At 59.2% G+C, this 5,512-nt stretch carries 4 protein-coding genes; 2 read left to right on the plus strand and 2 right to left on the minus strand.

Going from position 1 to position 5,512, the window contains the following annotated elements; translation table 11 throughout:
• The first annotated feature begins 127 nt into the window (after positions 1 to 127).
• Entirely contained in the window at positions 128 to 661 is a 534-nt protein-coding gene (locus tag SGJ19_23400) for a DUF4416 family protein (protein MDZ4783203.1), read from the plus strand.
• Here the strand turns inward: SGJ19_23400 and SGJ19_23405 are convergent.
• Positions 658 to 1,809 (minus strand): PEP-CTERM sorting domain-containing protein, encoded by a 1,152-nt coding sequence (locus SGJ19_23405; GenBank protein ID MDZ4783204.1) that lies wholly within the window; start codon positions 1,807 to 1,809, stop codon positions 658 to 660. The genes SGJ19_23400 and SGJ19_23405 overlap by 4 nt on opposite strands.
• Before the next feature lie 813 nt (positions 1,810 to 2,622).
• Here SGJ19_23405 and SGJ19_23410 point away from each other — a divergent pair.
• Positions 2,623 to 4,221: a hypothetical protein gene (locus SGJ19_23410; protein ID MDZ4783205.1), complete on the plus strand. Its 1,599-nt coding sequence runs from the start codon at positions 2,623 to 2,625 to the stop codon at positions 4,219 to 4,221.
• Between the two features lie 342 nt (positions 4,222 to 4,563).
• Here the strand turns inward: SGJ19_23410 and SGJ19_23415 are convergent.
• The coding region (locus SGJ19_23415) for a DUF4214 domain-containing protein (GenBank protein ID MDZ4783206.1) at positions 4,564 to 5,512 on the minus strand (949 nt) is incomplete at its 5' end.

Raw genomic sequence — 5,512 nt, forward strand, 5'->3', positions numbered from 1 at the left:
GCTAACGGACGCCGAACAAGATCAAACGTCGATAAGCCCAGGGAAGGCTGTCATGATCGTTGATTTCATCATCGTCACATGCAGCCTTCCCTGGGCTTAACCGTCGCGAGATGATTCGAAGAACCCTATGGGAGACATTCGCCCCACATCGCCGGTGATGTTGATCGTCGCCGCCTTCAGCCGGCATAGCGCGGCGCTCGATTGGGCGCAGCAGCGAGCCACGGAAACTTGGGGGACAACCGCACTCGCGAGCGACCGGTTCGATTTCCGCGAGACCGACTACTATGAACCGACGATGGGCGCGGAGATCAAGAAGACGTTTTGGGCGTTCAACGGATTGATCGCGCCGGAACGGCTGGTCGAGATCAAGCTGCTGACCAACGCTTTGGAGGAAGAGTACGCGGCCCTCGGACGACACCCGGAGGCGCGGCCGCTCAATCTGGATCCTGGTTATCTGACGAACGCCAAGTTGGTCCTGGCTTCAACGAAGGATCACGCGCACCGCATCTACTTAGATCGCGGCATCTTCGCGGAAGTGACGCTCCACTATTCGCACGGCGCCTGGCAACCGCGCGACTGGACCTTCCCTGACTATCGCCGCGCGGACTACCACGCGTTCTTCACGCAATGCCGCGATGAGTTGCGGCGACGTTCAAACTAATCCGCGGCGCCAACGAGGGTACGAATACGACGCTGTCGAATCCAAGTTAGCGCCAACATGGTGAGGCTGCCGAGCGCCAGCGTGGACGGCTCTGGGACCGGATTGACGACGGCGCGCCAGGCCTCGTATTCGCCTTGCGGATTCCAACCTTCGCCGACGATCACGCGACCGTCGTCGGAAATGTCATGCGCATAAGTCAGCCGCCATCCGGCGAGTTGGTCTCCCAAGCCCTGCTGTGCGAGCAAGTCTTTTAGCGCAATCAAGCCGGTCGACTCGCTCCAGAAGATTGCCTGCTGCCCGGCGTCGTCATGCCCCGCGCCGACGACTACGCTACCATCGGCGGAAACGGCGTCGGCCACGCTGAGACCGATTCCTGCGGGCAAGTCGCCGATCTCTCGCATTCCGTCCTCTAAAGTCCAAAGAAACGCCACCGTGCCCGCTGCCGAGGCCGCTTGACCAACAACGAACCGCGCATTGGGCGACATCGCCATCGCGCGGCTCCAGCGCTCGTTGTCATTGAGGAATCCCAAGCCGACCATGCCATGATCCGCATCCCAAATAAACGCTTCTTCGCCGCGCTCGCCCGTGGAGCGCCCCACGACGCGCGTGCCATCCGCTGACACGGCGTTGGCTTCGCTAAAGAACGATCCGCCAGGAAGATCACCGATTCCCCGCATGCCGACGCCGGCGGTCCAGATGAAACCCTCCTCGCCATGTTCGGACGTTGTCATACCGACGACAACTGAACCGTTCGCGGAGATGTCGCTGGCGAACGCCGAGTCGTCGGGCGTGACTTCCGCGAGACCGCCGAGCCCTTCCAGGAAATCGTCGCCCAGTTTCCAGCGAAAAGGTAGCCGGATGCGCTCCCTGGGCACATCATCGAGATCGAAAAAGTCGCCGGTGATGCGTGATCCGTCGTCGCTCACAGCAATGGCGGCTGTAGAGAGATGATAGGCAACCGTGACCGGCAACATCCCCGCCTCATCGCGCCAAATAAAGCCGATTTGATTCGCTTCGACCGTGGCCAAGCCGACGATCGTATTTCCGTCTGCGGTAACGCCATTCGCCATGCTGGCGAAACCACCGCCTGGCAAGTCGCCCAGTCCGCGAAACTCAGCGGCAGCCAATGGGCAAGTTACGCAAGACATGCCGACCAGGGCTAGCGTACGGATTGCATTCAACATCGACATAGGCTGGCTCGCATGGCAATTCAAATGGCAGTAGCTTACGCTGGACGCCATCTCTATGACAATGCCATTTTTGGTTCGATTCAGGTACGCGGTCTCCACTTTGGTATCGCTTGTCGTGCAACTAAGTTCATCTCGCGACATGCGTCACAAGCTTGACGATGTTCGAGTCTCGGTGATATCGTAGCAGCTTTCATTGCTGATCACCGCCCAAATCGCGACCAGGACCAGAACCATGAAAAACTCCCGCGCACTGCAGAGACTCGGCGCGCACTTACCTCTCAACTCGCTTGTGAAACCGCGGCGGCTTGCGATGGAGCGGCTGGAAGATCGTGTCTTGCTCACGAATTTTCATGTAACGAATACGAGCATGAATCCTGCTCAACCCAATTCGCTTCCTTGGGCGATCATTCAAGCGAACAATGCTACTTCAGTTGACGATATCCTAGTCGAAGTGCAAGACTTACAGGTGAGTGGCGGCAGTCTGCCCGCGATTCTTGGACCTACCGAGATTCGAAGCGCGCTTCCTGGTGGGGCAAGGGCGCGAATCACCGCCACTGCGGCATACCAACACCCGCTTTTCTTGATCGAGACGACATCGCTCGCATGGCTTTCGGAGACAAGGATCACCAATCTTGACATTTCGGGTTTTCGCAATGCTTCGCTTCTGCGATCCGCGTCGGTCGAGTTCAAAGCGGAGGCGTTGTCATCGACAACAATTGGCTTCACAACAACTCCTTTTCGCCAATTTTCATCACGCCTTCGGCCGGAGCGATGGGGGCCGACGCTTCCGTCACAATCGAAGACAACTACGTCTACGCAAACACGGGCGATGGCATCAACTTCTACTTCGGATTCTTGACTGCGGATTTTGGCGATCACTCCATCGCCGGCAACCATATCGGCGTAGCTCCGATGGGTGTCAATGTGCCGTCACCTGGAACCAGCGGCCATTGCATCAATCTGCGAGAGAAAGTCACGAACGTCAACATCTACAACAATGACCTTGAGTATTGCGGCCTTGACGGCATCGCAGTCAACGCTGCCGCTGGGTCTAATATCACTGTTGATGAGTTCAACCAATTCCGAGGGATCGGCGGAATTCCGATTGATCTTGCGGACAATGGTACAAGTCCGAACGACTCAAACGACATCGACTCTGGTCCGAACGGGTTGCTCAATTCTCCCATGCGATTGACGATGTTTTCGGCGAATGGAATTAAACGAGCCAACCTCATTTACGACGGAAACCCCGCCGACGCTGCCTTGAGCTATAAGTTTGTGCTTTTCAAGAAGAGCGGCGACGGCTATGTGCGTCAAGGAGTTGCAAGCTCGGTCCTTGACGCCCAGGGAGACGCCGGTTTTAACATGACGCTCTCCGGCAGCACACTTGCGGTCGGCGATTCCATGGTTGCATTTGTCATCTCGCATGCTGGGGACACGTCGGAGTTCTCAAAGGAATTCCAAGTGCTTCCGCAGGTCCGCGAAGTAGGAGTCTTTAGTTCCCATCCCGAGGGCCTGCTCGACGGGTTCTACACCGTCCCTGCCGGCAGTGGCGAACAGCTGCGCACCGTGCCGATCGGGGCCGCCGACACATTTCGCATCACGTTCAGCGTCGACGTGAACATCAATGCCGCGCACGTGAAGCTGATTCCCAATCGTGGCGCCGGGACGCCTTATCCCGTTGCCAGTTTCGAGTACGACCCGGCGTTGACGCGGGCGACCGTGCGCTTCGACGACGACGCCAATCCCAGCACCGCGTTCATCATGCAGGACCGCGTGGTGCTTCGCGTCGAGGACAACGTGACGAATGCGCAGGGCACGGCCAGACTGCTGGACGGCAATTGGCAGAATCCGTCGAACCTGACCGAATCGTCACAACGATTCCCGTCGGGAGACGACGCCGCGGGGGGCGACTTCGATTTTCGTCTAACGTTCTTGCCGGGGGACGCGGATCGCGACAATACGATTGGCGTGGGCGATCTCAATGCGGTGCGCAACAACTTTGGCATGACGAGCGCGCAGTTTGTCCACGGTGACTCGAACGCCGACGGCGTTGTCAACATTGAGGATCTGAACTACGTCCGCAACAACTTCGGACTCAATTTCAGTTCATGGACTGCGTCGCTGACCATGTTGGCAGGCCTGAGCAACGGCAGCCAGCAGCCGCCTATCGGAGAAGCGGCCATGCGGGCCGCGTTGCTCGTCTACTTTGACGAAAACGAAAGCGAAAGGGACGATTTGATTTCGCTGCTTCACCCCGCGACCGAGTCGCCGTCGTCGACGTTTCCAGCAACCGGCGCTAGCACTTGGTTCTTGCTCGGCGATGTTGATTGGTGGGATAGCTTGTTCGACGAACTCGTGGCAACGTGACGCCGGGGCTTGCCACCGTTCACGGACACTGGCGGCGCTCCAATGCCAACTCGACATCCTGGAAACCGAGCGCTTCGAGCTCTCACGAGCCGTGATTCTGGCTGAAGCCGACAGCCGCCCGGTGCGGGTCCGCAAACTGGTGCCAGAGCCAGCGGAGGGCCAGAAGACCGACACTAGCCCGTAGCGCCAGCGAGGGAGAGTTGACGTTGCCTGCCAAACGAGAAGAAGCTCTCAGTTGCCCAGGCGGCGCAACGGAGAGCTTCTTCCTTTTCTGTACGCGATGTCCGCTTTCCCTCGCTGGCGCTACGGGCTAGTGTGAGCCGGGCTCATTTATGGCGTCGCTTACAAATTCCCGTACTCCGTCGAGTCCGCGATCTTCGCGAACAGGTCGGTGAAGGTGATGGCGCCGCTCGACAGTTGGCCTAACCAGAAGTCCGCGCCGTCATTGTCCACCGGACGTCCGAGGAACGTCTGGTAGGCGTCGTTGATCAACCGACGGTACGATTCCGGCGAGCGGAGCAAGGCGCTAGCGACGCCCGCGTGTCCCGAAGTCGGCAACGCCTGCACCCAGAAGTTCTCGCCGCCATTGTCCGCCGAGCGGCCCAGGATGTCGGTGTACAGGGCCTGGACGAACAGTGTGTCGCTGGCGTGAAGGGACTGATATTCGGCGGATCCCAACAACCCGTTTTTAAAGTCGAGTTCCGTGCCGCCGTTGTGGAAGTAGTTAATCCAGTAGATCAACGCCCCGGATTCAGCGCTGCGTCCCAGGTACTGTTGATACAGCGCGTCGATCCGCAAATTGCGGTATTCGGACGAGGCCATGATCGCGCGGGCCATGTCGCCGCGACTGGCTCCGCCGTTCAGGATCGCGGTCCAGTATTGCAAGCCCGCGAGATCCGGCACGCGTCCGAGCAAGTCGTCGTACAACCGCACGACGTGATCCTGCGTGGCGGTGTAAGCCACGACGATCGACTTCTGATCGTTGTCGGCGCCGGTATCGTCGTCCGTCGCCGTGAAGGTCACGTCATACGTGCCTTCGAGTGCAGGCGTAAATGCGATCGTCGAGCTTGTGCCGCTGGCGACTTGGACAGAGTTGCGCTCCACCGTCCAGGCGTAAGTGAACGTCGTGTCGAGGGCGCCCGGATCGGTGACCGTGCTGGTCATGCTGATCTGCGTGCCGACGCTGCTGTTGGTCGGCGCGCCGACGATCGTGGCGGTCGGGACCGCGTTGGTGATCGTCAACGCCTGGTTCGCCACACCGTCCTGCATGGCGCTGTCCGTCACCGTGAGC

The organism is Planctomycetia bacterium, assembly GCA_034440135.1.
GTDB lineage: Bacteria > Planctomycetota > Planctomycetia > Pirellulales > JALHLM01 > JALHLM01.

Coding starts and splice junctions, on each gene's coding strand:
- SGJ19_23400 (MDZ4783203.1), top strand. CDS start 128: ATGGGAGACATTCGCCCCACATCGCCGGTGATGTTGATCGTCGCCGCC.
- SGJ19_23405 (MDZ4783204.1), bottom strand. CDS start 1,809: ATGTCTTGCGTAACTTGCCCATTGGCTGCCGCTGAGTTTCGCGGACTG.
- SGJ19_23410 (MDZ4783205.1), top strand. CDS start 2,623: ATGGGGGCCGACGCTTCCGTCACAATCGAAGACAACTACGTCTACGCA.